Here is a 25,156-nt window from a genome sequence, read left to right as displayed (position 1 = left end):
GCGTCGGTCAGTGGCCGCCTGCGGCGCCCTCGCCGGTGGCCGGGGTCTCCGTGCCGCCGGGGGACTGCTCACCGCCGCCGGGCGTCGGCTCGCCGGTCGGGGTCTGCTCGCCGCCCGGAGACTGCTCCCCGCCCGGGGTCTGCCCGGTGTTCGGGGACTGCCCGGTGTTCGGGCGCGGGGACGCCGTGCCGGGCTGCGGCGATCCCTGCGGCGGGCCGGCCAGCGGGTACGTCGCGTAGTCCTGCTGGTGCGGGACGAGCGGGACCTGCAGCTCGATCGCGCCCGCGTTCTTGAACTGCAGGCGGACCGGCACCGGCGTGCCGGCGATCAGCTGCTGCTTCAGGCCCTCCAGCACCACCAGCGGGCGCGTCGCGCCCGTCGGAGGCGGCGTCTGCGGCGGCTCGGCCGTGTTCTCCTGCGTCGGCGACCCGGTCGGCGAGGCGGTCGAGCCGGGGCCGGTGACGGCGGGCGTGGGCGTCTCCGAGGCGTCCCCGGGGCCGCCGGGCTGCTGCGTGGTCGGGCCCGGCGTGGGGGCGCCCTGGCCGAGCAGCTTCGTCACGCCGCCCTCGCCGTCCGGCTGCGCGGGCGGCAGGGCCAGCGAGCCGCCCTCGATGCGCGCGCCCGAGAACATCGGGGAGCTGACCGAGACGAGCGTGTCGCCCTTGCCCTCGACCTGGTTGATCAGGACGCCGTACAGCGCGAGCGGCGTGCCGGTGGGCACGGGCGCGCCCGGCTCGGGGCCGAGAAGGAACATGTTGCGGAGGGAGACCAGCGCGGCTCCGTCGGCGGGCAGCTGGGCGTTGATTCCCTCGCTGAGGCGCGTGGGCATGGCGCTCTGCGGGGTCATGCCGGCGCCGCAGCCGGAGATCACCGGCGCGATGGCGACGGCGCCCGCGACGGCGAGCGTGACCACTCGACGGCTGTTACGGATCACGGCGTCGGTCTCCTCGTGGATAAGGCGTTGAGATCGGAAGATCGGCGTGAGACACGCCAGAGGAAGCGTAGCGAGGCCCGGCCGCGAACCCCGCTCCGGGGTGCCGACACGCCCGCACCGCCGCCCGAAGGGCGACCGTACCGCGCCCGGGGCGGCGCCGGGGCGTCAGCCCACCGTCAGGTCCTTGATCTTCTGGTCCAGTTCCTTGCCCGCTCTCGGGTCCGCGACCACATCGGAGACGATCCCGTCCGGCTTGACGAGCACCGCGGTGAGCGCGGTGCCGGGCTTCGCCGCGTACGCGGCGGCCAGCAGGCCCCGCCCGTCCTCCACGACCAGCGGTGCGCCCTGGTGCGCCGTGCCCGCGCACTTCTTGACGTCCTTCACCGGGACGGGCTCGCGGCCGCCGGCGGGGCGCGGGTCGGCGACGAGCCAGAAGTTGAGCTGCGGCGCCCCGGTCCGGGCGGCGAGCTCGGCGATCAGCGGCCCGCAGCGGAACCCGGGCGGGACGATGCCGATCACGCCCGGGCGCATCTCCCGCATCGGCTTGGCGGACCCGTCGGCCAGCGTGACGCTCCCCGCCGGGAGCAGGCCGCCGACCGTGCCGGGACTCGCGGTCGGGTTCGGGGCGAGCCGCGCGGTCGTCGGACGCGGCGCGGGCTGCGGGCCGAACGCCGTCATCAGCACCCCGCTGATCAGTGCGACGAGCAGCGCGCCCGCGATGATCGGGACGGCGACGCCGAAGCGGGTGAGCGGGCCGGTGATCCGGCGGACCCGCGCCCGGCGCCGGCGGCGGCGCTCCTCGCGGTGGTAGGCGAGGACGTCGCGGTCGAGTTCGCGGGCGTCGTCGGGCACCACGATGTCGACGCGCGGAAGCCCGTAGTCGTCCGGGTCCGGGTCGCCGTGCGACCTCACGCCAGCATCACCATCCTCGATCCGCCGGTGACCGCCGTCCGCCCTCCCCGAGAGAAGGGCGAATGTCCCGTTTGTGGCCCTTCCGGCGCTTCGTACCCGCGCGGCGCGGCAGGCTCACCTCCCAGTATGAGGTGCTTGCGGGCGAAGCGCCGAAGCCTTCTCCGGCCGGGGGTCTTGCCGTCCGGGCCGCCCGCCCGATAGTGGCCTCCGGGCGGCCGCGACGTAACCGGACGGTCGCGCCGCGTGGGGGGAACAAGGGGCCGATGCACCATCAACGAGCTTTGTCAATGGCCCAATATGGGGGTTGACCTGCGCATATGCCGTCAAGGTCGGTGCGGCCTCGTTCGTTTACGTGCTATCCTGGTTCTAGCGGAAGGGGTACTTGTCACATGACTTTCCAGGTCGGCGACACCGTCGTCTACCCCCACCACGGGGCTGCTCGGATCGAGGCCATCGAGACTCGCACCATCAAGGGTGAGGAAAAGACCTATCTGGTCTTGAAGGTCGACAAGGGCGACCTGACAGTACAGGTTCCTGTTGAGAACGTCGAGGACGTGGGTGTTCGCGACGTCGTCGGCCAGGAGGGCCTGGAGAAGGTGTTCGAGGTGCTGCGCGCACCCTACACCGAGGAGCCCACCAACTGGTCGCGCCGGTACAAGGCGAACCTTGAGAAGCTCGCGTCCGGCGACGTCAACAAGGTCGCGGAGGTCGTCCGCGACCTGTGGCGGCGCGACAAGGAGCGCGGCCTGTCGGCCGGCGAGAAGCGCATGCTCGCCAAGGCCCGGCAGATCCTGGTCAGCGAGCTCGCGCTCGCCGAGAAGACCAACGAGGACAAGGCCGAGGCGCTGCTCGACGAGGTCCTGGCCGGCTGAGTTGGGCGCACGGTTTCCCCGGGTGGGCGTCGGTGTCGACGTCCACCCGTTCTCGTCGGAGCCGCGCCCGCTGTGGGTCGCCGGGCTGGAATGGCCCGGCGAGGGCCACGGCCTGGCCGGGCACTCCGACGGCGACGTCGCCGCGCACGCCGCCTGCGACGCCCTCCTGTCGGCCTGCGCCCTCGGCGACCTCGGCGCCGTCTTCGGCACCGACGACCCGCGCTGGTCCGGCGCGTCCGGCGTGACGCTCCTGCGCGAGGTCGCCCGGCTCGTCGACGAAGCCGGATACGACATCGGCAACGTCGCGATCCAGATCGTCGGCAACCGCCCGAAGATCGGCAAGCGGCGCGACGAGGCCGCCAAGACGCTCGCCGAGGCCCTCGGCGGCGCCGACGTGTCCGTCTCCGCGACCACCACCGACGGGCTCGGCCTCACCGGCCGCGGCGAGGGCCTCGCCGCCATCGCCAACGCCCTCGTCGTCCCGCGCTCATAGCCGCGACGGCAGCACCGTCCCCGACACCTCGCCCAGCGAGATCGTCGCGCCGCCCGCGCCCGGCGCGGACGCCCGCACCGTCACCGTGTCGCCGTCCTCCAGGAACGTCCGCTTCATCCCGTCGAGCTCCAGCGGCTCCCGGCCGTTCCAGCTCAGCTCCAGCAGGCACCCCCGGTGCTCCCGCTCCGGGCCCGACACCGTCCCGGACGCGAACAGATCGCCCGTCCGCAGCGGCGTCCCGTTCACGGTCGCGTGCGCGAGCTGCTGCGGCGACGTCCAGTACATCGCCGCGAACGGCGGCCGCGCCGCCACCCGCCCGTTGATCAGCACCTCCATGCGCAGATCCAGCCCCCACGGCTCGTCGCACCGCAGGTAGTGCAGCGGCTCCGGGTCCTGCGCCGGCGGCTCCACCCGCGCCGCCTCCAGCGCCGCGACCGGCACCACCCACGGCGACACCGACGTCGCGAACGACTTGCTCAGGAACGGCCCCAGCGGCTGCGACTCCCACGCCTGCAGATCCCGGGCACTCCAGTCGTTCACCAGGACGAACCCGAACACATGGTCGCGGAACGCCCACGTCGGCACGCCCCGGCCCGTCCCCGACGGCACCCCCGCCACGAACCCGACCTCCGCCTCGAAGTCCAGCCGCGCCGACGGCCCGAACTCCGGCCCGTCCTCGCCCGCCGCCAGCCGCTGCCCCGACGGCCGCACGATCGGCGTCCCCGACGGATACACCGTCCCCGCGCGCCCGTGGTACGCGACCGGCAGCCGCTTCCAGTTCGGCGCGAGCGCCTCCCGGTCCGGGCGGAACATCCGCCCCACGTTCGACGCGTGGTGCTCGGACGAGTAGAAGTCGACGTAGTCCGCGACCTCGAACGGCCGCAGCAGCACGACGTCCCGCACCGGCACGAGGTGCGGCTCCACCCGCTCGCGGAACCCCGGGTCCGTCAGCAGCTGGACGAGCCTGTCCCGGTTCGCCCGCCATGACGGGCGTCCCGCGGCCATGAACGCGTTCAGCGAGCCCGACGCGAACCACCGCCGCCCGTCGATCAGCCCGTCCGCCGACAGCCCCGCGAGGTCCAGCACCCGGTCGCCGATCGCCACCCCCACGCGCGGCAGCTCCCGCGGCCGCGCGAACACCCCGTACGGCAGGTTCCCGATTCCGAACCCGCCGTCCGCGGCGCTCTCCACCCACGATTCGGTCGTCATGGAGACAGGTGTTCCCCGTTGTCGCGCGTTCTGACCAGCCCGAGATCATCGAGCCCCGCCACGAGCCCCGCCACGTCCGGGACCGCGAACCCCGCGAACACCCGCCGCACCGCCCCCGCCGTCCCCGGATCCAGCCCCCGGACGCCGTCCGCCAGCACCCCCGGACGCGCCGCGTCGGACGGCGCCGCGGCCGCCGCGAGCAGGACGACGCGGAGCAGCGGCCCCGGCGCGGACCGCGCGGCGGTGCACGTGAACGGCAGGTCCCGCTCGCGGCAGGCCGGGACGAACTCCGCCGCGTCCTCCGCCCGGAACTCGACCCCGAGCGCCGCGCCGCGGCCCCGCGCCGCGGCGATCCGGTCGAGGGCCGCGAGCCGCCCGGGCCGGTGCCGGACGCCGATGAACGCGGGCACGTCCCCCGGCAGCCGCGCGATCGCCACGGCGGCGGCCCGCGCCTGGTCGGCGTCCGGCGGCAGCGCCACGTGCACCGACACCGGCCGCACCCGCGGCTCGCCGCGCGCCCCGTCCAGGACGCCCGGCAGCGCGTCCGTCCCGGCGTCGGCGACGACCGCGAGATCGAGCAGGTCCTCGGGCTCCAGATGGCGCCGCAGCTCCCCGAACCGCGACACCGGGCACCGCAGCCGCCCCACCGGCGACCGCCCCGCGAACGCCCGGTACGCCCGCACCGCCTCGCCCGCGGACACCCCGGACACCCCGAGCGCGGCGTCGTCGACGAGCCGCTCGAACACCATGCCCGACCCCTACCCCCGATCCCGCCCCCGAACGAGGGACGGGCGGGCTTGACGGAGTTCGCGTGCGGCCGCCGGGCCGGAGGTCGGCCTCGGCCGGCGCCGCGAGCGGGGGCGGCGTGTTCCGGTGCGGCGGCGCCGCCTGGACGGAGGGTCCTGCGGAGAGGGGGGTCCGGCGCGCGGGGCGTCAGTCGGCGGGTGGGGTGGGGCCGCTGCGGAAGGTGGTGGACGGCGGCGGGTGCGGCTCCCAGCGGTCGTCCGGGTCCTCGCCGGCGTCGGGGTCCTCGGCGCGGTCGGGGGTGTCGGAGTCGTGGTCGTCGAGATCGGGCACGACGATGTCGGGCCGCGTCGTGCGCGCGGGCGTGCCCGGGTCGCGGGGCGGGCGGCCGGCGGCACGCGCCACCTCGACGTCGGTCGGGAGCAGGGCCGGGACGGGACGCGGCAGCTCCTCGGGCTCGCGCTCGACGGCCGGTTCGTCCGTCCACGCGGGTTCGTAGCCCGGGGTCCGTTCGTGCCCGCGCGGCGGTTCGTCCGCCGGGAAGGGCTCGTCGTCGGCCCCGGACGGCTCGCCCCCGGACGGCGCGGCCTCGCGGGACCGCTCGTCCCCCCACGCCGGTTCGTCCTCCCGCGCGGACTCGGGCGCGCGGGACGGCCGCGGCTCCCGCGCCGGTTCGTCCGCCCAGGTGCGATCGTGCGGGGTGTGTTCGTGCGGGGTGTGTTCGTGCTCGGCCGCGGGTTCGAGCGCCCGGACGGGCGGCGCGGGTTCGGCGGGGCGGGGGCGTGCGGGCTCGAGGGCGCGGTCGAGCACGGGGTCCGGTTCGACGAACGCCGGGTCCGGTTCGTCGAGCGGCAGTTCGTCCGGTGCGGGCGCACGGGGACCGCCCATCCCCGGGAGGATGTCGAGACCGGACGGGCGCGCGGCGTCGTCGTTGTCCGCGAAGTCCAGTGCGGGCGCGTCGTCCGGTTCGGCGGGCGCCTCGAGCGCGGGCAGCACCTTGACGTGGCCGCGCTGGGTCTCGACGACCTCGACGGTCTCGGCGCCCGGCCTGGCGACGCGGATCTGCTTGAACATCGTCAGCCACAGCCAGACGGCGAGGACGAGCATGACGTGCGGGGCGACGGCGACGCCCGCGCGGACGGGGTCGTCCGGGAGGGCGTCGAGGCCCCAGACGGCGTCCTGGACGGCGAGGGCGGCGAGCCCGGCGGCGAGCAGCAGCAGGAGGCCCCAGCGGAGCAGCCGCGTCCACCAGCGGGCGCCGCGGGTGACGACGAGCGACAGCAGCGTCACGGCGATCAGCGCGTCGGCCATCGCGGGGTAGACCGGCGCCCAGCGGTCGTCCACCCGCCCGGCGACGGCGAGGTCGCGCAGCGTGTCGTAGGTGAGCGCGAACGCGCCGGCGGCGAGCGCGGCGACGACGAGCCCGGCGGCCGCGGTGAGCAGCCGGCGCTGGGCCCGGCTGTAGCGGGGGCCGCCGGACCGGGCGGGGGCGGACGGGACGGGGTCGGTCGACATGGCTCTCGTTCCGGGGGAGTGCGCCTGGAGGGTGATCTCCATGCGAGATTAGCCAGCCCGCGCGCCGCCGACTGCCCACTTCACCGTGATCATCTCGCGCTGCGTACGTTATGGGCCCCGACGTACGGTATGGAGAAACGTTCAATGGGGAGGGGCGATCCCGTGCAGCGTGCAACCGATCGCGGGCGCGGCGTTCACGCGCGCCCGCGGGTCCGGCGCCGTCCGGTCGGGTAGCGCGGTGGTGGTCTCCGGGGGACGGCTGGGCGCGCCGGTCCGGACGTTCGACGCACGTCCGGTCCGCCGCGGCGCGCTGGTGCGGCTGGCGGCGTGCGTGCTCGCGGCGGCGGCGCTGACGCCGCTGGCGGTGTGGGCGCTGGTCACGGGCCGGTGGGGGCTCGGGACGGCCGCGACCCTGCTCGGCATGGCCTACGCGGGCGCGGCGGGCTGGATCGCCGGACGGGACGGCCTGTGGTCGGGCGTCCGCGTGGTGTCCCTGCACCCCGAGGGCATCTCGGTCGGCGCGCGGGACGGCGCCGCCGAGTACGCGTGGGACGAGCTGGCGTCGGTCACGGTGTCCGGCGTCCAGTACGGCGCGCGCGTCCGCTGGCGGTTCGCGGTGGCCGCGGCGGACGGACGCGTCCTGCGGTTCGGCGACCCGCTGCCCGACGTGCGGGAGCTCGGGGAGGCGATCGCCGGGGAGGTCGCGGACCGGACGGTCGCGCGGCACCTGGAGTCGGTCCGGGCGGGGGAGCGCGTCCGCGTCGGGCCGTTCGCCGTCGATCTGGACGGCGTCGAGAAGGACGGCGAGCGGGTGCCGTGGAAGGCCGTCCGGGACGTGACGATCGACAACGGGCTGGTGGCGGTGTCGGCGCCGGGCGTGACGCTGGCCGCGCTGGCCGGACAGGTCCCGGACGCGCTCGCCTTCGCGTCCCTGTGCGAGCGGGTCGGCGCGCTGCCGGAATCTTCCTGAAGTTTTTCCCGCGAGAATGTCGAGGGCCCGGCCGCGGCTCCGATCCTTCGGTGACGGCCGCCGAGCCGAGGCGGCGCGAACGAGGGAGACGACCGTGAAGTACATGCTGCTGATCCACAACCGGCCCGGCTTCGTCGAGGAGCTGACCGAGGAGGAGCGCACCGCGCTGTTCGGCGAGGTCGACGCGCTCATGAAGGAGCTGGAGGAGTCCGGCGAGCTGGTAGGCGGGCAGGCGCTGGTCGACCCGTCGGAGGCCCGGACGGTCCGGGGCGGCGCGTCCGCCGCGGCCCCGCCCGTCGTGACCGACGGGCCGTACCTCGAGGCGAAGGAGCACCTCGCCGGGTTCATCACCGTCGACTGCGACACGATCGACCGGGCCGTGGAGATCGCGTCCCGCTGGCCGGACGTCCGGTTCGGCGGGTACATGGAGGTCCGGGCGATCATGGGCGAGTCCGGGACGGAGATGTGACGGCCCCGGGGACGCCCGCACCGGACGGGCGGACGGTCGACGCCGCGGACGATCGGGCCGTCGAGGAGCTGCTGCGCGCGCTCGCGCCGCAGGTCCTCGGCGCGCTCGTCCGGCGGCACGGCGCGGGCGCGTTCGACGCGTGCGAGGACGCCGTCCAGGAGGCGCTGCTTGCCGCCGCCGTCCAGTGGCCGGAGCGGGGCGTCCCCGAGCAGGCGCGCGGCTGGCTGGTGACCGTCGCGTCGCGGCGGCTCACCGACCAGTGGCGCAGCGAGCGGGCCCGCCGCGACCGCGAGGCCGCCGTCGCCCACGAGGCCCCCGCGCACGACGCGCCCGCCGACGCCGACCGGCCCGCCGACCGCGACGACGCGCTCACCCTGCTGTTCCTGTGCTGCCATCCGGCGCTGACGCCCTCGTCGCAGGTCGCGCTGACCCTCCGCGCCGTCGGCGGGCTCACCACCGGGCAGATCGCGCAGGCGTTCCTCGTCCCCGAGGCGACGATGGCGCAGCGGATCAGCCGCGCCAAGCAGAAGATCAAGGCGGCGGGCGCCCGGTTCGCCCCGCCGCCGCCGGACGAGCGGGACGCGCGGCTGCGCGCCGTCCTGCACGTCCTCTACCTGATCTTCAACGAGGGGTACGCGGCGTCGAGCGGCCCGGACCTGCAGCGCGCGGACCTCACCGCCGAGGCGATCCGGCTGGCCCGCGACCTGCACCGGCTGCTGCCCGGCGACGGCGAGGTGACCGGGCTGCTCGCGCTGCTGCTGCTGACCGACGCGCGCCGCGCGGCCCGCAGCGGCCCGGGCGGCACGCTCGTCCCGCTCACCGAGCAGGACCGGACGCGCTGGGACAGCGCGGCCATCGCCGAGGGGACCGCGCTGGTCACCGACGCGCTGACCTGGTCGCCGCCCGGCCCGTACCAGCTCCAGGCCGCGATCGCCGCCGTGCACGCGGAGGCCGCGCACGCCGACGACACCGACTGGCGGCAGATCCTCGCGCTGTACCGCGTCCTGTCCCACCTGGCGCCGAACCCGATGGTCACCCTCAACGAGGCCGTGGCGCTGGCGATGGTGCACGGCCCCCGCGCGGGCCTCGACCTGCTCGCCGGGCTGGACGGCGACGAGCGCGTCGCCGGGCACCACCGGCTCGCGGCCGTCCGCGCCCACCTGCTGGAGCGGGCCGGCGACCTCGCCGCCGCGCGCGAGGAGTACCGGCGGGCCGCCCGCGCCACCACCAGCCTCCCCGAACAGCGTTACCTGCGGGCCCGCATCGCCGGTCTCGCCGGCGAGTGACGTCCGTGTTCCCGGCGAGCCCGCGCGGGCCGTCCCTGATCCAATAACCTGGGCCTGTGAGCCTGCGCCTTTACGACACCGGTACCCGTAGCGTCCGCACGTTCGAGCCCCTGGAAGAGGGCCGTGTGGGGATGTACGTGTGCGGTGCCACGCCGCAGGCCGCGCCCCACATCGGCCACCTCCGCTCCGGCGTCATCTACGACGTCCTGCTGCGCTGGCTGCGCGCGTCCGGCTACGACGTGACGTTCGCGCGGAACGTCACCGACGTCGACGACAAGATCATCGCCGTCGCCGCGGAGCGGGACGTCCCGTGGTTCGCGATCGCCGAGGGCAACCAGCGCACGTTCAACCGCGGCTACGACCTGCTCGGCTGCCTCCCGCCCACCATCGAGCCGCGCGCCACCGGGCACGTCCCGGAGATGATCGTGCTGATGCGGCGGCTGATCGACGCCGGGCACGCCTACGCCGCGGACGGCGACGTGTACTTCGACGTGAAGTCGTGGGCCGAGCAGTACGGGCGGCTCTCCAACCAGCGGCTGGAGAACATGCGCTCCGCGGGCGACACGCCCAACGAGGACCTCAAGCGCGACCCCCGCGACTTCGCGCTCTGGAAGGGCGCGAAGCCGGGCGAACCGTCCTGGGAGACGCCGTGGGGCGACGGCCGCCCCGGCTGGCACCTCGAATGCTCCGCCATGGCGACCAAGTACCTCGGCCCCACGTTCGACATCCACGGCGGCGGCGTCGACCTGATCTTCCCGCACCACGAGAACGAGATCGCCCAGTCCCGCGCCGCCGGCGACGGCTTCGCCCGCTACTGGCTGCACAACGGGCTCCTCACCGTCGACGGCGAGAAGATGAGCAAGTCCGTCGGCAACGTCGTCCTGCTGACCGACCTGCTCGGCCGGGCGCGCCCCGTCGAGGTCCGCTATTACCTCGCCGCCGCGCACTACCGCTCGCTGATGGACTACACCGACGCCGCGCTCGCCGAGGCCGTTTCCGCCTACCAGCGGATCGAGGGCTTCGTCACCCGCGCCGCCGAGGTCGTGGGCCCCGGCGAGCCCGGCGGCCTCCCCGCCGCCTTCACCGCCGCGATGGACGACGACCTCGGCGTCCCGCAGGCCCTCGCCGTCCTGCACGACACCGTCCGCGAGGGCAACGGCGCGCTCGCGTCGTCCGACGACGCGGCCGTCCGCGGGCACCTCGCGGCCGTCCGGGCGATGGCCGGGGTCCTCGGCCTCGACCCCCTCGCGGACGCGTGGACGCAGACCGGCGGGGACGACCTGCGGCCCGTCGTCGACGCCCTCGTCGGCGTCGCGCTCGAACAGCGGCAGGCGGCGCGCGCGCGGAAGGACTACGCGGCGGCCGACGCGATCCGCGACGGCCTCACCGCCGCCGGGATCGTCGTCGAGGACACCCCGCACGGCGCCCGCTGGGAGCTCAAGAGGGCCTGAGCCCTCGGCCGCCCCGGATAGACTGGGACGTTCGATTCCGGCAAACACCACAAGGGGCAGGACCATGGCCAAGGGCAAGGGCAGGGGACCCACACCGAAGGCCGAGGACCGGCACTGGCACGGCAAGCGCCAGAAAGCCCGGGCCGTGAAGAACGCCAAGCGCACCGGCACGCCCACCGTCGGGCCCGGCGCCCGCAAGACCGGCGCGCCCGACCGCGCGCGTCCCGCCCGTCCGGCGGGGGCGCGCCGCGCCAACGGGGAGGTCCCCGAGCTGGTCACCGGGCGCAACCCCGTGGTGGAGGCGCTGCGCGCCGGCGTGCCCGGCACCGCCCTCTACGTCACCTCCGGCACCGACGAGCGCGTCCGCGAGTCGATCCAGCTCGCCGCCGACCGCAACATCCCCCTGCTCGAGACGGGCAAGAACGAGCTCGACCGGCTCACCGACGGCGCCGTCCACCAGGGCATCGCCCTCCAGGTGCGCCCCTACCGGTACGCGCACCCCGACGACCTCCTCAAGGGCGCGGCGCCGCTCATCGTCGCGGTCGACGGCATCACCGACCCCCGCAACCTCGGCGCGATCGTCCGCTCCGCCTCCGCGTTCGGCGCGTCCGGCGTGGTCGTCCCCGAGCGCCGCGCCGCGGGCGTCACCGCGGGCGCGTGGAAGACCTCCGCGGGCACCCTCGCGAACGTCCCCGTCGCCCAGGCGACGAACCTGACCCGCCAGCTCAAGGCGTACCAGAAGGCCGGCTGCTTCGTCGCCGGACTGGACGCGCGCGGCGGCGTCACCGTCGCCGACCTCGAGGTCGCGGCGGGCCCGTTCGTCCTCGTCGTCGGCTCCGAGGGCAAGGGCCTCGGCCGCCTCGTCGCCGACACCTGCGACATGCTCGTCACGATCCCGATGCCCGGCACGGCCGAGTCCCTCAACGCGGGCGTCGCCGCCGGGATCGCGCTCTACGAGGTCAGCCGCCGCCGCTAAAAGTTCAACGTTAAGAGACTTGACGTTAAGTCGCGGCCATGGTGTTATCTCAACATTGAGATTGTCAATGAGGAGACATCATGGCCGCCGTCACCGCGCCCCGCGCACTCGACACCCGCCCGGGCGTCCTCGGCCTCGCCGCGCTCGCGCCCGCCAGCTGGGGCACCACCTACGTCGTCACCACGACCCTCCTGCCCCCGGACCGCCCCCTCCTCGCCGGTGCCCTCCGCGCCCTCCCCGCCGGACTCGTCCTCCTCCTCGCCACCCGCCGCCTCCCCAGGGGCGCCTGGTGGTGGAAGGGCACCGTCCTCGGCATGCTGAACTTCGGCGCCTTCATGCCGCTGCTCTTCTTCGCCGCCTACCGCCTCCCCGGCGGCGTCGCCGCCACCATCGGCTCCGTCCAGCCCCTCGTCGTCGCCCTGCTGTCCCTCGGCGTCCTCGGCGTCAAGCCGTCCCGCGCGATCCTCTGCTCCGCCCTCGTCGGCACCGCCGGCGTCGCCCTGCTCACCCTCACCGGCGACGCCGCCCTCGACCCCCTCGGCGTCCTCGCGATGCTGGCGGCCACGAGCCTCATGGCCGCCGCGATCGTCCTCGCCAAGAAGTGGGGCCGCCCCGAAGCGCCCCTCGCCATGACCGGCTGGCAGCTCACCATCGGCGGCCTCGCCATCGCCCCCCTCGCCCTCCTCCTCGAAGGCCCCCCGCCCGCCCTCACCGCCCCGAACCTCATCGGCTTCCTCTACCTCGGCGCCTTCGGCACCGCCCTCGCCTACGTCCTCTGGTTCCGCGGCATCGACCGCCTCCCCGCCACCTCCGTCTCCCTCCTCGGCCTCACCAACCCCATGGTCGCGACCCTCGCCGGCCTGATCGTCCTCGGCCAGACCCTCACCCCCTGGCAGATCGTCGGCTTCACCGTCGCCCTCGGCGCCCTCGTCGCCGGCCAGACCCTCGACCGGAAGTGACCCCCATGCGCATCGCCGTCCTCGGCGCCACCGGATCCATCGGCTCCGCCACCGTCACCGAAGCCCTCGCCCGCGGCCACCGCGTCACCGCGATCGTCCGCACCCCCCGCCCCCTCCCCGCGGGCGCCGAACCCCGCATCGGCGACGCCACCGACCCCGCGTCCATCGCGTCCCTCACCGACCACGACGTCGTCATCAGCGCCACCCGCCCCCCGAACGGCGAAGAGAACACGCTCCTGCACACCACCGACACCCTCCTGTCGACCCTTGCAGGGACGAACGTCCGGTGCATGATCATCGGGGGCGCCGCGACACTCCGGATCCCCGGCACCACCCGAACCGTCCTGCAGTCGCCCCACGTCCACGACTCGTTCCGCGCCCTGGCCGAAGCCTGCGCGGCCCAGCACTCCCGGTGCCTCGCCGAATCCCGCACCGACTGGACGTACGTGAGCCCACCGGCCGCGCTCGTCCCCGGCCCCCGCACCGGCCGCTACCGCCTGGGCGCCGACGAACTCGTCGTGGACCCTGCAGGCGACTCCACGATCTCGGTGGCCGACCTGGCGGTAGCCGTCCTGGACGAGGCCGAACATCCGAAGCACACGAGGGTTCGATGGACGGTGGGGTACTGAAGGGGGGCACGGGGAAATCAGCCGTGCACGGAATCACCGGAGCTCAAGGCAGGGCCCTGATCGGCCGAACCTCGATCGGCAGCCCCGTAACCTGCGCATACCGTGCAGCCCACCGCAACGCGGCGTCCTGGTCGTCCGCCTCGATCACGACGAACCCCCCGACACACTCGTCAGCCTCCGCGTAGGGTCCGTCCCGCGCCACGCACTCGTCCCGGCGCATCCGCACCACCGTGCTCGCCCCCGGCTGCTCCAGCCCGGCCCCGAAGATCCAGTTCTCCGACAGCTCCAGATCACGACGCAGATCCTTGAGCTCCGCCATGATCCGCTCCAGCTCGTCCGGCGGCGGTGCCTCACCCACGGGCTGGATGATGTTCAGCACGTAACGCTCCACGGTGCCCCCCTCGAAGCGGCCGACACCCCCACAGTCCCCGTCCCGCGCCCGTCCAACCCCGATACCGGCGCGCACACCCACGCCGCGTCGACTACGATGCGGGACGAGCCGCGCCGGCGTAGCTCAATTGGCAGAGCATCTGTCTTGTAAACAGAAGGTTAGGGGTTCAAGTCCCCTCGCCGGCTCCCAGGTCAAAGGCCCCTCCCGATCCCGGAAGGGGCCTTTTTGCTAACGGGTTTGCTAACAGTGCGACCGCTATGCGACCCCGTCCACCCGGTCGGCGAAGATCATGGCCGCCTCGGCGAGCTGCTCGTTGACGACGTGGGCGTAGACCCGGAGCGTGATGGCGGGATCGGCGTGGCCCAGCCGAGAGGCGACGACGTGGACGGGGACGCCCGCCAGGAGCAGCGTGGTCGCGTGGACGTGCCGGAGGTCGTGAAGCCGAGCATGGGGGAGCGGTTCGGGGTTCTGCTCGTTGTGCCGGGTGATCAGCGTTGCCATGAGCGAGGAGACCGTATCCGGGTGGATAGGTTCACCCCACCCGGTCGTGAAGACGTAGCCGTCGTTCGAGCCCTTCCAGGCGTCGCCGACCTTGAGCTTGTCGGCATTCTGGCGAGCTCGGTGCGCCTTGAGGACGTCGACCGTTCCGGGGTCGATGCTGACCACGCGCGACCGGCCGCTTTTCGTCGTCCCCTCGATGCGCTCGCCATTCACGAACGCTGCCGAGCCCTTGATGGTGACCGCGCCGCCGTCAAGGTCGACGGCCGACCACCGCAGGTTGAGCAGTTCCCCGCGTCGCGCCCCGGTGTACGCGGCGAGCCGGTAGAAGGCGCCCAGCCGATGCGCCTGGACCACGTCGAGGAAGGTTCGGAGCTGGGCCGCTGTCCAGACGTTGCCCGGTTCGTCGCGATGGAGCCGGGGCCGCTTCGCCCGCTCGGTCGGGTTGGACGGGATCAGTTCGTCGACCCGGACGGCGTCGCCGAACGCTTTGCGCAAGACCGAATGGACGTGCGCGACCGTGCGAGGCGAGAGCCCGGTGCCTTGCCGGCCCCCCATCGTGACGAGGTCGCGGTAAAGCTTGGTGAGCTGGCCGGGCCGGACGGCTTGCAGCCGCAGACCGCCGATGTTCGGCTTGACGTGCTGGTCGATCAGGTGACGATAGTTCGCCAGCGTCTTGGGCTTGATCTCGACCGCGTGGCCGTCGAGCCACTCGTCCAGGTACTCGCCGACGGTGATGCTGTTGCGGTCGATGTACTCGCCGCGCCGTGCCTTGACGCGTGCCTCGTCCCGCGCTTCCTTCGCGGCGTCCTCGGTGGGGAAGCCGCCGACCCACTTGGGTTTGGAGACGCCGGTTTCGGGGTCGGTGACGCGGATGACGTAGGACCAGGTGTTGCCGCGCTTCATGACGCCGTCGCGCAGCTTGGGCTTGGGGTTCTTGGGTGGGGCCATCAGGCGGCGTCCTCCATGTCCATGAGGCTGTTGACGTAGGCGTTGAGGGCGTCGATGGGGATGCGGCGCGAGCCGTCGATGCGGACGGATCGGACGGCGCCGGAGGTGAGCAGTTCGTAGAGCTTGCTGCGGGAGATCGCCAGCGCGCGGGCCGCTTCGGGAACGGTCAGCAGGAGTTTGGGCATGCGGTACTCCGTTCGTCGGTGACCAGGGGAGGCAGGGGCTTGCCAGTGAGGGCGGCGGTCAGCAGCGCTTCGCCGGGGGTCATGCCTTGGCCGAGGTAGCGCCAGTGGGAGACGACGAGGACGTGATCGTCGTCGGTGAGCGGTAGGCGCCCGGTGGTGATCTCGTGTTGGCGGGCGTTGTGCTCGACCCGCGCGGCGCGGAGGCGGCCGAGGGTGGTGGAGTAGCGGCGCGATTTGGTGGAGAAGTGGCCGCGGAAGCCGAGCATGTGTGCCCACTCGGCGAGCCGGAGCCCGGCGAACTCTTCGACGGCGCCCAGGCGGAGGCATTCGGCGATGAGGCGCCGTGCGTGTCCGGAGACCGGTAGCGCTTGCACGTCGTCGGTCGCACGGATGCGCCGGTCGAGGGTGCCGACGCATTCGGCCGCCTTGGTGGCGTATTTGGCGATGTAGCCCGCCACGGCCGTATCGGTCAGGTCCCCCGAGGTCGTGATGGGCCGGACGTCGATCTGCGAGCCCCAAACGTGCGTCATGGCCGGGACGCCACCCGCCGCCGGAGTCGAGACCTTGACGGCGCCCCCCGCGTGTTCGACGGCCGCCCGGAGCACGCCGAGGGACGCCCAGCCGGGCGGAGGCGTGTCCGGGCCGTCCGGTCCGTCGAGGCGAATGACCGCGTGGAAGTGGACCAGGCCCCGCCGCTGATACTCGGCGACCTTTGCGAAGGAGACCGTGAGGACATCGCGCAGTTCCCCGACGCGCAGGCCCGCCGAGCGGGCGACGTATCGGCGGAAGGCCATGGTGAACCGGCGCCACAGCTCCGGGGCGTGCGCGTTCCAGAGCACGGCGCCGGTGTAGTCGAAGCAGTCGGGGCAGATGGGGTGCCCGAGGCGGGGATCGTCCTGGCCGTGTCGGATGCCGCAGGAGACGGGCCGCCCGTGTTCGCAGGTCCCGCCGTCCCGTCGAGGGCGGCAGGGTTGGACCGTGCCGCCGACGAGCCGCCGGGAGTGGACCGGCCCGAACGAGGGGGCGGTGAGGGTGACGAACGCGGCCGGGTGTTCGGTGACCGAGGACGGGACGCCCTTCCCGCCGACGAGTCCGGCGCGGACGAGTTGGTAGGTGTCGGCCCGGTAGATCTCGGCGCAGGCCGGGCAGCGGGACGCGCGCCGGGTCTTGCACGCCACCCGCAGCACGCCGTTCGGTTCGGTCGCGGTCGAGTACCGGTGCAGGAGGGCGCCGGTCAGCGGGTCGATGTGGTCGACGCGTCCGCGCAGGTGGATCGGCTGTGCGCAGCCGCCGGTGGAGTGCGCGCGCCGCGCCCAGGCCCGGAAGTCGGACCGGTTGAAGCGTTGCGCCATGTCGCGGGCGGCGACGTCGGTGACGGCGGGGGCCGGGTGCGGCACGATGGACGGGTCTCCCTTCCCGTAGCGGTTGGTGACAGGGGACAGGCCCCCGGCGCGGTGCACGGTGCTTGGCGGCTCAGGTGGCCGCGCCGGGGGCGTCCCTACAGGGCGGCGGTGAAGGTCGAGAGCGCGTCGGCCAGGGCGGCGAGCCCGGAACCGATGGCGTTGACGGTGTGCGCGGCGTTCTCGGGGTTGCGGAGCAGGAACAGGCCCAGGACGAGCCAGAAGGCGACGAAGCCGCAGCGGCGCAGGAACATCCGGGATCTCCTATTCGGTGTGGTGGCCGGTGCCGTGGCAGTCGGGGCACGTCTCGCCGTCGGAGGCGACGCCGCCCCCGCCGCAGGAGCAGCACGCCCAGCCCTGCACGGTCTCGGCGGTGAGGGCCAGGGCGACGAGGCGGCTGAGGTGTCCGGCGGGCATCAGGCGGCCCGTCCCGAGGTGTTGCCGTCCTGGTCGGGTGTGTGGTCGAAGACGATGTTGTTGCGGTAGCTGTCGCGGGCGTCGTGCCTGTCCATGGACCGCCGGGGAATGTGAACGATGCGGTAGGAGATGCGGCCGAAGGTCCTGGTCGCGGTGTAGTGGCCGCCCCGGTCGCGGCGGTCCTCGATCTCGGCGCCTGCCAACGCGGCGACCCGGTCGACCATGGCCGCGGCCGAGGTGTCGTCGGCCTGGCGGGTGTAGACGGTGAAGTCCTCGCCGTACTCGTCCACGGGCACGGCCGGGTTGGCTTCCAAGAAGTCGGCCAGGGCGCGCAGGCCGGTGATGATCTGGTGGCGGGCGAACAGGTCACCGGGGACGATCGGCGACGAGGTGATGTCGTGGTGGGCGGTCATGACGGGATGCCTCCAGCCGTGGTCAGGCGACGGGGGTTGCTTCGGTGCGGATCTGGCGGAGCAGTTCGGATGCGAGCTGGTTGGACACGCCGAGGCGGGCGCGCAGGGCGTCACGGGTGATCGGCCTCCCGTGGGTGCTCTGGTGTTCGTCGGCGACGCGGCGGGCGAACGAGACGAGCGGAGGCGCCGGGGCAGTCCCGGAGGGCGCCGGGTCGGAGGGCGCCGGGTCGGTGGGGACGGGGATCGCCGTCTGTCCGACCTCGCCGTCCCGCTCGTCCTCGCCGTCGTCCTGTGCGGTGGTGTCCTCGCAGTCGAGGGACGAGGCGTCATCGGGGGCGGATGTCACGGGCGGGACGGCCGGGCGTTCGGCGGGACGCTCGTCCCAGACCACCCACGGCGACGAGGCCGACGAGGAGGAGGACGGCCCCGAGGACGGAAACGCAGCCGAGGACGGGACGGCGGACACGTCCGAGGCCGAGGCCGAGGCCGCCGAAGGCTGCGCGGTTGCCGGCCCCCTGCTTGTCCGGCGACGTTCGAGCATGGAGACCGCGACGAGGAAGGCGCCCGCCGGAGTGCCCGCCGTGATCCAGCCCCACACCGAGTGGTGAGCTTGCGCGAGGTTGGCGGCGAGGGAGAGCAGGATGCCGCCGACGAGGACGAGCGTCGGCCACGAGAGCCGTCCCGAGGCGCGTCCGGTGCGCTTGTCGCGCTGGCGTTCTCCGGCCGCCATCACGCAGGTCAGGTCGATGCAGACGGCGATGGCCCAGGACATCCAGCCGTGTTGGCCGTGTTCGGTGGCGGTGTCGCGGATGTGGGTGAACGAGCCCGCCGCAGCGATACCTGCCAGGACGACGACCGGCCCGGAGTCGGCCACCGCCGAGAAGAACCGGGCCATCAGGCGGCCCGCCGGGTGCCGCAGACGTCGGCGAGGAGTTCGGCGCGTTCGGCGTCGCAGTGGTGCCCGTCCGCCCAGTCGTCGACGTCGCCGGGCAGGGACGAGGCGAACGACTCGGCGCAGCGGTCGCAGGTGGCGACGTGCAGGCCGCGCCACTCGTCCCAGCCGACCCGGACCGGCGAGGACGGGCAGGACGGCGAGGACGACAGCCGGGGCGGTGCGACCGGGACGGGGACGAGCCGCCGAGCCGGACGAGGACGGGGACGGGACGCCGGGCGAAGGGTCAGGACGCGAGCGGTCATCGGAACCACCTCCGGGACGGTTTCGGGCATGGGTCGGGTAGGGACATGGCGCGAAGTGCTCACGCCCAGCAGGAAGAGAGGGAGAGGGACCGGCGGTTACGCGGCCGGTCGGACGGCCGGGACCGAGCCGACGAGGGCCGCCCAGTCCGGCGCAAGGTGCGCGTAGGTACGGGCCGCGTGTTCAGCCGCGGATTCGGAAACGAACACCGACCGCGCCCGCTGCCACGCCCCGTCCTGTCCGGCGACCACGCACACGCCGGGAGTTTCGGCGGGGATCTGCCGGGCGACGTCGGTCGCTTCCGGGCTGATGTCGCCCAGCGCCATGTTCGCCGTCTCCGGGTCGTTGACCCGGTGGCACACCCGCCCGGACAACTGGGCGCGCAGCGCGGTGACGCCGGGTCCGAGGTCGGAGCCGATGCGCTGACCACAGACGACCAGGTGGACGCCGAACGCCCGCCCGAGTTGAGCGACTCGCAGCAGCGCCGTCGCCGTCTTGTGCACCTGGTCTTTCTCGGCCTTGTCGGCCATCAAAAACAGTTCGGCCACCTCGTCGACCAGGACGACGATCGGCAGCGGCCGGACGTCCTCGGGCAGGCCCCAGACGTTCCGCACGCCGTGCCCCCGGCACAGGGCCATGCGCGACTCGACCTCGCCCACCAGGTCGCCCAGCAGTTCGACCGACTCGCCGCGCGACGTCGCCAGCGCCGACAGGCGGGGCGTGTACGGGGTGAACTCGACCCCGCCCTTGAGGTCGAAGCCCACCAGCGCGACGGGCTGGGGAGCAAGGCCCTTGATGATGGCGTTGGCCAGGTTCGACTTGCCCGACTGAGTGGCCCCCGCGTTGAGCCAGTGCGGGACCGTCCGGAAGTCGATCACCCAGTCTCGCCCGTTCTCCAGCTTCCCCGGACGCACTACCAGCAGGTCACCGGTTTCCGGTTCAGCGTCGACTAGGACGAGGGGGTCGTCCATGGTGGCGTGCAGGGTGACGAAGCCGGGGCAGACGTCGACCACCCGCACCGAGTGGACGCGCCAGGCGTGCGCGATGCCCTCAGCGGCCTTCTCGTAATCGGCCGGGACTTGACCGTCGTGCAGACGGAGCCGCAGGCGCCAGCCCCGCCGGGTCGGCCGCAGGAGCCCTAGGCGGGGAGCGCGCTCGATGTCGACCCGCCGCAGCCGCCGTTTCTGCTCGACCACCGTCGCCGCCGTGCGGGAGGCCGGGCCGACCACGGGGACGGCATCGAGGGTGAGCCGCAATGCCCGGCGGCGACGGGTCAGCTTGCAACCCGCAGCGACGTGATGCCAGGTGCCGTAGACCAGGACCGTGCGGAAGGGGAACCCGACGCCGTACCAGAACGAGGCCGGGTGCCACCGGCGCCAGGCCCAGAGCCCGGCCGCCACCACGGCGGCCAGGACCCCGAGCGTGATCAGCGTGTCGTTCATGACCGGGCCGCCGTTCAGGCCACGTCCGAGCCGGACGCCGCCGACCCCGCCGACGAGGGACCGGCCGACGGGACGGCCACGGCGTCGATGCGGTCGGCGCGGAACGCCACCCCCGACCGCCGCTCACCGCCCAGCACCGCGTTCCACGGGAACGCCACCAGCCCGACCGGCGCGACGATCTGACCGACGCCGATGTTCTGGTCACCCGACACCGCGACGTTGACCAGATCGACCCGTCCCGCCGAGTCCGCGACCGACAGGCCCACCGTGAAGACCGTGTTGCCGTTGCGGTCCATCTTCACCTCGCCGGTCTCCTGACTGACCAGCTTCGGACGCGGCGGCGAGACGCACACGAACGTCAGCGCCGACGTGTCCACCGGGATGTTGCGCATGTGAAGCCTCCGAAGTCGTGCGAACCACTTGGTCAACATAGTCGACTTAGACGACCAAGCTGTCAAGGCCGTCCTGGTTCTCTTGGTCGATGAGCTGTGCTGAACTTGGAGGACAGCCCCCGAGGGAAGGCGGACGATGGTCGAGCGGACCGGACGGCCCGGATATCTCCAGATCGCCGATGACCTGCGGCAGCAGATCAGCGACGGACGCCTAGCCCCCGGCGCGGCCCTGCCGTCGACGGCCCGCTTGCGCGAGCAGTACGAGGCGTCCGCGGGGATGGTGAAGGCCGCCATCAGCGTGTTGCGGACCGAGGGCCTGATCGTCGGCCAGCAGGGCAAGGGCGTGTTCGTCCGCGACCAGGGCGACGCCCAGTCGCAGCCCGCGCCCGTCCCCGACGACTTCACCATGAAGCAGCTCACGGAAGTACTCGCCGCCGTCCGTGATCTTGGTGAGCGCGTCGCCCGGATCGAGCAGACCGTGTTCTCAGAGCGTCCGAGATCTGATCGGCCCGGCAAATGAGCTCGTCCAACTCGGCAAGGATCAGTTCCAACTGTTCCTGAACGGTTCGCCCTTGCCCGCTGTCCGCCGCCATCGCTGAACGCCTCCCGTCGTGATCAGTTCTCCCGTTCGGCACACAGCGATTTTCAGCGGAACAGAGCACGCGAGCCCATCACGAACGGCTCACTGAGTTCTTTCACATCGGCTTATACGTGCGCTTTCACATGGCACGGAACGTGATCACAAAAGGCCCATAGCCCCCAGCTGAACAGAGAGGCCGCCACATGACCACGACCAGGCAGCGCCCGGGATGGCAGCCCGCCAAGCTGCGCGAACGCCGCGAGAGCCATGGCCTCACCCTTGAGGCCGCAGGCGACAAGCTGAGCATGATCGCTGAGCGCGGAGGACTGCGCGTCGCGGGCAACTTCCAGACCATCTCCCAGCACGAGACCGGCCGTATCTACCCCGGACCGCACTACCGCCGCGCCTACTGCCTCATGTACGAGGCGACCGAGCCCGAGCTTGGGTTTCGTCTCCCGCTCCCCGGCGAGGAGAGCGGAGACCTCACGCTCCCGCTCCCCGCCCCGCTGAACCCGGCATCCACCGAAGAAGCGGCAACCGCGATCTCCGACGGCCTCGACCGGGTGTCCGACCCCACCCAGGGCCAGGACCCGACCGCCGGCGACGCCCTGAAGGCCCGCGTGGTGAACGCATGGCGCGGACGAGCGATGAGCGGCAGCCTCGCAACGACCACGCTCGTCCTGGTCGGAGGCTACGCAGGGTCGGGCAAGACCGAGTTCGCCCGCTTCCTCGGCGACGTCTCAGGTTGGGCGTTCCTGGACAAAGATTCCCTCACCCGCCGCCTCACCGAACGCCTTTTGGTCTCTCTCGACGGCGACCCCCACGACCGTCACACCGACCTCTACCTGAAGCAGGTGAGGCCACTCGAATACAAGTGCCTCATGGACACCGCTAACGACAACATCGATTGCGGCATATCGACCATCCTCGCCGCCCCATTCATCGCCGAACTGAACGACGAAGGATGGTTGAGCCGCCTCACCAACCGATGCAAGGCCAAGGGCGTGGACGTCGCCGTCATCTGGGTCCGGTGCGACGTCGACTCGATGCGCGAGTACATCGAGTTCCGTGACGCCCCCCGCGACGCGTGGAAGCTCGACAACTGGGACGAGTACGTCAGCGGCATCGACACCGAGAGCAGCCCGCCCGGCGTTCACCTCACCGTCGACAACCGCCTAGGCGCCGCGATCAGCATCGCCGACCAGACGCGGGAGGCGTTGCGTAAGGTCGGAGTATGAGTGAACGGGGGGTCATCCTGTACGGGCCGCCGACCAGCGGCAAGGACACCGTCACGGCCGAGCTGACGCACCAGAACCCGCGTTACGCCCTGCTGCCCAAGCTCAAGGTCGGCACCGGCCGCAGCACCGGCTACCGCTACGTCTCGCCCGCCGAGCTGGCGGCGCTCCGCGACGCGGACCGCATCGCCGTCGAGACCCCCCGCTACGGCAACGTCTACGCCGTCGACCGCCACGACGTCACCGCCCTGACCGACGCCGACCGCATACCCGTCGTCCACATGGGCAACGTCGCCGACCTGCGTCGCCTACGCGGCGCCGTCCCGCTCCACTGGACGAGCGTCCTGCTATGGGTGCCCCGCGACGTCTGCGCCGAACGCTCCGAGCACCGCGGCGACGACGACACGGCCAGCCGGCTACGGGCGTGGGACGAGACGCGCGACGACGTCCGCTCGCTCGACAACCCCGTATTCGATCTGGTGATCCATACCGACCGCGTGACCGCCGCCGAGGCGGCCCGCCGCATCGTCCACGCGACGAGCCTCGCCGACGCCCGATAGGAGACCGCGCGGCAGGTGGCCCCCAGCCATCTCCTGCCGCGCGGTCCGCTCGTGGGGCCACGGCCAGCCGCCCGGATGCGTGATCGCCGTGACCATCTCCCGTACCGACAGCGCCTCGACCAGCCGCAGGCGACCGTCCGCCGGGACCATCGCCCAGAACGCCCGCGTGGCCTCACCCCACCAGCACGGCACGCCGTAGGCGTCCCGGATCTTTCCTGCGGCCACCCGCTCGATGGACGCCGCCCCGCTCATGCGTCAGCCCCCAGCGCCGCCCGAACGATCGGCGTCAGCACCGCACCGGCCGCCGAGACCGCATCATCGACCCGCCCGCAGGGCGCCAGCAGCCGACCCGTACTCGACTGGAACCAGCGCCCGCCCGGACCGGCCACGACTGTGATGCTGTCGCCCAGGCACCGCACCTCCGGCGAGTAGACCCGCAGCAGCACCGGCCGCCCGCCGTCCCGCAACTCGGCGCACCACCCTGCGGCCCGCAACGCACGCGCGAGCCGACGCAGCGGACGCCGAGCGCGCCAGGTGGCGACCGGCCGCGTGGCCGGTGCGTCCGAGGGGAAAAGCACCGACCACGCGACCTCACCCGGTGACGGCGACGAGGGAGACGCCATCACCAAGCCCTCCGAACCATCCGGGCCGCACGATCCCGCTCGTCCACCAGCGCCTCACGCAACGCGTCCAGGTCCGGCCGCAGAACCGTCGCGTCGACGCCCGCCGACCGGTCATGCAGCGTCGCAACCCACAGGCCCGGCGTCCCATCCGGCCGCCGAGACCGCCAGATGCGATGCCCGCCGAACTCCTCACGGAGCCGGACGAGCGCGGACTCTTCCGAAAGCGCGTGCATTTCCATCACCGGGGTGTCCTCATGATCGGCGTACGAGGCGCGGCGCGTGCTCAACCGCCCCGCCACCATCCCGTCGCCCGCGGATTCGCAAAGGAGCCTGACAGGGGGCCAGCAGGGGGCCAGACTTGAACGCGGGAGGTGGCCGAGGATGACCACCGAGAGACGACGAGAGTTCGGCGCATACCTGGCCCGCCTACGCGGCAGCCGCAGCCAACGCGCCCTGGCGGCCGAGCTGTGCGACCTCGCCGGCACCGACACCCTCACCCGGCACGAGGTATCCCGCTGGGAACGCGGGATGCGCATACCCGACGACTGGTTGCCCTACCTCGCCCGCGCGCACAACATCCCGCTCACCGTCCTTGAGCGCATGGCCGCCCACACCCACGGACGAGACACCACCACGGCCAGCGGAACCCCGTTCGACCTCGGCGTGTTCTTCCCCGGAGGCGACGCCCTCAAGACCCGCCTGGCGAACGCGTGGCACGGCCGAGCGGTCGCCAACGCCGGAGCCAACCCCGTGCTCGTCCTGGTGGGCGGCTACGCCGGATCGGGCAAGACCGAGTTTGCCCGCTTCCTGTCGGACCTGTCCGGATGGGCATTGCTCGACAAGGACGCACTGACCCGCCGCATGACCGAGCGGCTACTGATCTCGCTCGGAGCCGACCGGCACGACCGTCACACCGACCTCTACCGGTCCGAGGTACGACCGCACGAGTACCAGTCCCTCATGCAGGTCGCCCACAGCAACATCGAGACCGGCGTGTCGATCATTCTCGCCGCCCCCTTCATCACCGAACTCAGCAACCCGTCATGGCTGCCCCGCCTCACCCATCGATGCCAAGGCAAGGGCGTCGACGTCACCGCCATCTGGGTGCACAGCGACCTAGACACGATGCACGAGTACATCGAGCTCCGCGACGCCCCACGCGACGGCTGGAAGCTGGCCCACTGGGACGAGTACGCCAGCACCCTCAACACCGAGGACCCGCCCGAGGCCGCACACCTCACCATCGACAACCGCCTAGGCGCAGCCGTCAGCCTCGCAGACCAAACGCGCCGAGCCCTGGCGAAGCTAGCCCCGTGACCAGCGAGACCACAGAGACCATAGGGCCGGATGAGAACTTTCTCTACGTCTTCAAGGGGCGGGCCCGCTTCGCGACCCGCCGCGCTGGTTGTTGCGGCGCCGGGCATGCGGCCTCTTCCGGCCGATCCCGGCGCCGCA

At 73.0% G+C, this 25,156-nt stretch carries 30 protein-coding genes and 1 tRNA gene; 14 read left to right on the top strand and 17 right to left on the bottom strand.

Annotated elements, in window-relative coordinates; translation table 11 throughout:
* Positions 1-7: 7 nt before the first annotated feature.
* A complete protein-coding gene (locus AB0L25_RS04580) occupies positions 8-934 on the bottom strand; it encodes a hypothetical protein (RefSeq protein WP_500168589.1) in 927 nt (308 codons plus the stop codon).
* Positions 935-1,099: 165 nt separating this feature from the next.
* The gene (locus tag AB0L25_RS04575) at positions 1,100-1,846 is read right to left on the bottom strand and encodes a hypothetical protein (RefSeq protein ID WP_500168587.1); all 747 of its coding nucleotides are present in this window, start codon (positions 1,844-1,846) and stop codon (positions 1,100-1,102) included.
* Positions 1,847-2,235: 389 nt separating this feature from the next.
* Here AB0L25_RS04575 and AB0L25_RS04570 point away from each other — a divergent pair, with 389 nt between their 5' ends.
* Both AB0L25_RS04570 and ispF read left to right on the top strand, forming a co-directional pair.
* Complete coding sequence (locus AB0L25_RS04570; protein WP_026404819.1) at positions 2,236-2,718, top strand: CarD family transcriptional regulator; 483 nt, start codon at positions 2,236-2,238, stop codon at positions 2,716-2,718.
* A gap of 22 nt (positions 2,719-2,740) precedes the next feature.
* Entirely contained in the window at positions 2,741-3,211 is a 471-nt protein-coding gene (gene ispF / locus AB0L25_RS04565) for a 2-C-methyl-D-erythritol 2,4-cyclodiphosphate synthase (RefSeq protein ID WP_500168585.1), read from the top strand.
* On the opposite strand, the gene fahA is transcribed toward ispF, so the two are convergent.
* From fahA to AB0L25_RS04550, 3 genes are all read right to left on the bottom strand, one after another.
* Positions 3,206-4,420, bottom strand: a complete 1,215-nt coding sequence (fahA, locus tag AB0L25_RS04560; RefSeq protein WP_500168583.1) for a fumarylacetoacetase — start codon at positions 4,418-4,420, stop codon at positions 3,206-3,208. The genes ispF and fahA overlap by 6 nt on opposite strands.
* The gene (locus AB0L25_RS04555; protein WP_500168582.1) at positions 4,417-5,169 is read right to left on the bottom strand and encodes a hypothetical protein; all 753 of its coding nucleotides are present in this window, start codon (positions 5,167-5,169) and stop codon (positions 4,417-4,419) included. Before AB0L25_RS04555 ends, fahA begins: the two co-directional genes overlap by 4 nt.
* A gap of 184 nt (positions 5,170-5,353) precedes the next feature.
* Positions 5,354-6,679, bottom strand: a complete 1,326-nt coding sequence (locus AB0L25_RS04550; RefSeq protein WP_500168580.1) for a DUF2637 domain-containing protein — start codon at positions 6,677-6,679, stop codon at positions 5,354-5,356.
* 169 nt (positions 6,680-6,848) lie between these two features.
* Between AB0L25_RS04550 and AB0L25_RS04545 the strand changes: the two genes are divergently transcribed.
* The 7 genes from AB0L25_RS04545 (at position 6,849) to AB0L25_RS04515 (ending at position 13,419) form a co-directional block, all read left to right on the top strand.
* Positions 6,849-7,649, top strand: coding sequence for a DUF6585 family protein (locus AB0L25_RS04545; protein ID WP_500168578.1), 801 nt, complete (start codon positions 6,849-6,851; stop codon positions 7,647-7,649).
* A gap of 103 nt (positions 7,650-7,752) precedes the next feature.
* Positions 7,753-8,118 carry a YciI family protein gene (locus AB0L25_RS04540; protein ID WP_500168898.1) on the top strand — a complete coding sequence of 122 codons (366 nt, stop codon included), beginning with the start codon at positions 7,753-7,755 and terminating at the stop codon, positions 8,116-8,118.
* Positions 8,115-9,404, top strand: a complete 1,290-nt coding sequence (locus AB0L25_RS04535) for an RNA polymerase sigma factor (protein WP_500168576.1) — start codon at positions 8,115-8,117, stop codon at positions 9,402-9,404. The genes AB0L25_RS04540 and AB0L25_RS04535 overlap by 4 nt, the downstream gene beginning before the upstream one ends.
* Positions 9,405-9,460: 56 nt before the next feature.
* Positions 9,461-10,855 carry a cysteine--tRNA ligase gene (gene cysS / locus AB0L25_RS04530; RefSeq protein WP_500168574.1) on the top strand — a complete coding sequence of 465 codons (1,395 nt, stop codon included), beginning with the start codon at positions 9,461-9,463 and terminating at the stop codon, positions 10,853-10,855.
* Positions 10,856-10,919: 64 nt separating this feature from the next.
* A complete protein-coding gene (gene rlmB / locus AB0L25_RS04525; protein WP_500168572.1) occupies positions 10,920-11,831 on the top strand; it encodes a 23S rRNA (guanosine(2251)-2'-O)-methyltransferase RlmB in 912 nt (303 codons plus the stop codon).
* An 80-nt stretch (positions 11,832-11,911) separates the two neighbouring features.
* Positions 11,912-12,790 (top strand): EamA family transporter, encoded by an 879-nt coding sequence (locus AB0L25_RS04520; protein ID WP_500168570.1) that lies wholly within the window; start codon positions 11,912-11,914, stop codon positions 12,788-12,790.
* Between the two features lie 5 nt (positions 12,791-12,795).
* Positions 12,796-13,419, top strand: a complete 624-nt coding sequence (locus AB0L25_RS04515) for an NAD(P)-dependent oxidoreductase (protein ID WP_500168568.1) — start codon at positions 12,796-12,798, stop codon at positions 13,417-13,419.
* Between the two features lie 43 nt (positions 13,420-13,462).
* Here AB0L25_RS04515 and AB0L25_RS04510 read toward each other — a convergent pair whose 3' ends face one another.
* Positions 13,463-13,798, bottom strand: coding sequence for a YciI family protein (locus AB0L25_RS04510; RefSeq protein ID WP_500168566.1), 336 nt, complete (start codon positions 13,796-13,798; stop codon positions 13,463-13,465).
* 124 nt (positions 13,799-13,922) lie between these two features.
* Here AB0L25_RS04510 and AB0L25_RS04505 point away from each other — a divergent pair.
* Positions 13,923-13,995 (top strand) — tRNA-Thr (locus AB0L25_RS04505).
* A gap of 70 nt (positions 13,996-14,065) precedes the next feature.
* Here the strand turns inward: AB0L25_RS04505 and AB0L25_RS04500 are convergent.
* The 10 genes from AB0L25_RS04500 to AB0L25_RS04455 all read right to left on the bottom strand — a co-directional run bounded on the left by AB0L25_RS04500 (position 14,066) and on the right by AB0L25_RS04455 (position 20,703).
* Positions 14,066-15,259, bottom strand: coding sequence for a site-specific integrase (locus AB0L25_RS04500; RefSeq protein WP_500168564.1), 1,194 nt, complete (start codon positions 15,257-15,259; stop codon positions 14,066-14,068).
* Positions 15,259-15,444, bottom strand: a complete 186-nt coding sequence (locus tag AB0L25_RS04495; RefSeq protein ID WP_500168562.1) for a helix-turn-helix domain-containing protein — start codon at positions 15,442-15,444, stop codon at positions 15,259-15,261. The genes AB0L25_RS04500 and AB0L25_RS04495 overlap by 1 nt, the downstream gene beginning before the upstream one ends.
* Complete coding sequence (locus AB0L25_RS04490) at positions 15,426-16,841, bottom strand: replication initiator (protein WP_500168560.1); 1,416 nt, start codon at positions 16,839-16,841, stop codon at positions 15,426-15,428. Before AB0L25_RS04490 ends, AB0L25_RS04495 begins: the two co-directional genes overlap by 19 nt.
* A 101-nt stretch (positions 16,842-16,942) precedes the next feature.
* Positions 16,943-17,098 carry a hypothetical protein gene (locus AB0L25_RS04485; RefSeq protein ID WP_435374127.1) on the bottom strand — a complete coding sequence of 52 codons (156 nt, stop codon included), beginning with the start codon at positions 17,096-17,098 and terminating at the stop codon, positions 16,943-16,945.
* A gap of 10 nt (positions 17,099-17,108) precedes the next feature.
* Entirely contained in the window at positions 17,109-17,261 is a 153-nt protein-coding gene (locus tag AB0L25_RS04480; RefSeq protein ID WP_500168558.1) for a hypothetical protein, read from the bottom strand.
* Positions 17,261-17,674: a hypothetical protein gene (locus AB0L25_RS04475; protein WP_500168556.1), complete on the bottom strand. Its 414-nt coding sequence runs from the start codon at positions 17,672-17,674 to the stop codon at positions 17,261-17,263. The genes AB0L25_RS04480 and AB0L25_RS04475 overlap by 1 nt, the downstream gene beginning before the upstream one ends.
* A 22-nt stretch (positions 17,675-17,696) precedes the next feature.
* A complete protein-coding gene (locus AB0L25_RS04470) occupies positions 17,697-18,569 on the bottom strand; it encodes a DUF2637 domain-containing protein (protein ID WP_500168554.1) in 873 nt (290 codons plus the stop codon).
* A complete protein-coding gene (locus AB0L25_RS04465) occupies positions 18,569-18,871 on the bottom strand; it encodes a hypothetical protein (RefSeq protein WP_500168552.1) in 303 nt (100 codons plus the stop codon). Before AB0L25_RS04465 ends, AB0L25_RS04470 begins: the two co-directional genes overlap by 1 nt.
* A 96-nt stretch (positions 18,872-18,967) precedes the next feature.
* Entirely contained in the window at positions 18,968-20,311 is a 1,344-nt protein-coding gene (locus tag AB0L25_RS04460; protein ID WP_500168550.1) for an FtsK/SpoIIIE domain-containing protein, read from the bottom strand.
* A 14-nt stretch (positions 20,312-20,325) separates the two neighbouring features.
* Entirely contained in the window at positions 20,326-20,703 is a 378-nt protein-coding gene (locus tag AB0L25_RS04455) for an SCO3933 family regulatory protein (protein WP_500168548.1), read from the bottom strand.
* Between the two features lie 136 nt (positions 20,704-20,839).
* Between AB0L25_RS04455 and AB0L25_RS04450 the strand changes: the two genes are divergently transcribed.
* The 3 genes from AB0L25_RS04450 (at position 20,840) to AB0L25_RS04440 (ending at position 23,078) form a co-directional block, all read left to right on the top strand.
* On the top strand, positions 20,840-21,223 hold the full coding sequence (locus AB0L25_RS04450) for a winged helix-turn-helix domain-containing protein (RefSeq protein ID WP_500168546.1): 384 nt from the start codon (positions 20,840-20,842) through the stop codon (positions 21,221-21,223).
* 263 nt (positions 21,224-21,486) lie between these two features.
* A complete protein-coding gene (locus AB0L25_RS04445; RefSeq protein ID WP_500168545.1) occupies positions 21,487-22,521 on the top strand; it encodes an AAA family ATPase in 1,035 nt (344 codons plus the stop codon).
* Positions 22,518-23,078, top strand: a complete 561-nt coding sequence (locus AB0L25_RS04440; protein ID WP_500168543.1) for a guanylate kinase — start codon at positions 22,518-22,520, stop codon at positions 23,076-23,078. The genes AB0L25_RS04445 and AB0L25_RS04440 overlap by 4 nt, the downstream gene beginning before the upstream one ends.
* A 622-nt stretch (positions 23,079-23,700) precedes the next feature.
* Here AB0L25_RS04440 and AB0L25_RS04435 read toward each other — a convergent pair.
* Positions 23,701-23,988, bottom strand: coding sequence for a hypothetical protein (locus AB0L25_RS04435; RefSeq protein WP_500168541.1), 288 nt, complete (start codon positions 23,986-23,988; stop codon positions 23,701-23,703).
* 94 nt (positions 23,989-24,082) lie between these two features.
* Here AB0L25_RS04435 and AB0L25_RS04430 point away from each other — a divergent pair, with 94 nt between their 5' ends.
* A complete protein-coding gene (locus AB0L25_RS04430) occupies positions 24,083-25,018 on the top strand; it encodes an AAA family ATPase (protein ID WP_500168539.1) in 936 nt (311 codons plus the stop codon).
* Positions 25,019-25,156 lie beyond the last annotated feature (138 nt).

The sequence above is a fragment of the Spirillospora sp. NPDC052242 genome (assembly GCF_040679555.1).
Lineage (GTDB): Bacteria > Actinomycetota > Actinomycetes > Streptosporangiales > Streptosporangiaceae > Spirillospora.
Note: the sequence above shows the minus strand (reverse complement) of the source record. Positions and strands in the feature narration are given on the sequence as shown.